This is a genomic window from Azospirillum sp. B4 (assembly GCF_000333275.1).
Taxonomy (GTDB): Bacteria; Pseudomonadota; Alphaproteobacteria; order Azospirillales; family Azospirillaceae; genus Nitrospirillum.
Window position 1 is genome coordinate 1 of sequence record NZ_BACU01000381.1, and the last position, 1235, is coordinate 1235.

2 protein-coding genes are annotated in these 1235 nt (G+C 46.5%); both read left to right on the top strand.

All coding sequences use genetic code 11. The features are described from left to right. The first annotated feature begins 103 nt into the window (after positions 1–103). Entirely contained in the window at positions 104–1000 is an 897-nt protein-coding gene (locus tag I55_RS36060; protein WP_148293791.1) for a hypothetical protein, read from the top strand. Between the two features lie 10 nt (positions 1001–1010). Next, positions 1011–1235: LysR family transcriptional regulator (locus I55_RS16970; protein ID WP_044561766.1), on the top strand; the 225-nt coding region annotated here is incomplete at its 3' end.

The following is a 1235-nucleotide window of genomic DNA, read 5'->3' on the forward strand; positions in this document are numbered from 1 at the left end:
AGATTATTGGCCAGACCTATATAAATTTATACCATCTTAGATGGCGTAAGTTTATTATTAAATTAAATCAGACGTTATCCCTAGGATAGCAATGGAGGGTTGTATGAAGAAATATAGGCAAGTAAATAGTGACAATGAGCAAATTAAATCGGTGTATGATTTCCTATATCACGACGCGCGACGCATAGGTTCGTTCTTGTCGCAAATTGATCCGAATGGGCATTTGCAATCTCTGCGTAAATCGGCGCAATCAGGAGAAAATACTTCTAAGAAATCCGTTGTTGGCGGCGGTGGCGGCGTGCCTGGCGTCGCAAATATCCAGGGAAGTAGAGAAGATCAACTTGGAGAGCAATGGAACCAGAATGCGGAGCGTATTTATGACCCATTATGGAAAAATGCCATGGACTTTATCAGAATTCTGGATTCAAAGTCCCTTATCAGCAAGGACATTAACACTGCCGGCATCGGTCAATTTGTCAAGGTCAGTGGGCTTTTGAGCGTAAAAAATTTGAAAATTTCAAAAGATGCATGGGAAATGCCAACTATATTTAAAAGAATTGGAATAGGTGAATCTGAAAATATCGATGAAAGACAATTAGAAAATAACAAACTTGGGATGGAAATTATTAAAATAATGCCATATACGGTGCAAGCAACAATTTATGATGATGGAGATAATAAAAGCATATCGTGGATGGCTTTAGATGAAGAGAATATGGTTATTTCTCCAGGAAATATCATAATGAAATATGGATATATTATTCCTGGAGTTTGGACGGTCATTGGTATTAAAGACGCCGATGCGGATGTTGGTGCAACGATCAGCACGGATCTTGTACAGAAAATATCAGAAAACTGGGAGGCGGCGGCCCGGGAGAGAGCCACGACGGTTGTGGCATTAGTAACGGAAATACTGTCGCTAATGGGGCGGATGGTTATGGGGAGACCGGGAGGCTATTTAGGAATTACGCCAATTATCATATTTCGGGAAATCGCTTGAGCGCAAATTTATGACTAGATCCGAACCCGGCTGGGAACTCTACCGCTCCTTCCTGGCGGTGCTGCGTGAGGGCAGCCTGTCGGCGGCCGGGCGCGCGCTGGGCCTGACGCAGCCCAGCGTGGGCCGCCATGTGGAGGAGTTGGAGCGCGCCTTGGGCGCCGCCCTATTCACCCGTTCCCCCCAGGGGCTGGCGCCCACCGCGACGGCGCTGGAACTGCGCGGCCATGCGGAGGTG